General features: G+C 59.9%; 1 protein-coding gene. It reads right to left on the reverse strand.

Annotated features, from left to right (window positions below):
- The coding region (locus ACODJP_RS14060) for a GTP-binding protein (RefSeq protein ID WP_422482560.1) at positions 1-272 on the reverse strand (272 nt) is incomplete at both ends.

Here is a 272-nt window from a genome sequence, read left to right on the forward strand (position 1 = left end):
GGACGCCCCAGTGGCCATATTACGCGTGTACTGCTCGTGCCCCGGGGTGTCGGCGATGATAAATTTGCGCTTTTCGGTCGAGAAGTAGCGATAGGCCACGTCGATGGTGATGCCCTGCTCGCGCTCAGCCTGCAGGCCGTCCACCAACAGCGCCAGGTCCAGTTTTTCGCCCTGGGTGCCGTGACGCTTGCTGTCGTTGTGCAGCGAAGAGAGCTGGTCTTCATAGATCTGGCGCGTATCGTGCAGCAGGCGGCCAATTAAGGTGCTTTTGC

It is taken from the genome of Pleomorphochaeta sp. DL1XJH-081 (assembly GCF_049310885.1).
GTDB lineage: Bacteria > Spirochaetota > Spirochaetia > Sphaerochaetales > Sphaerochaetaceae > CAYZJV01.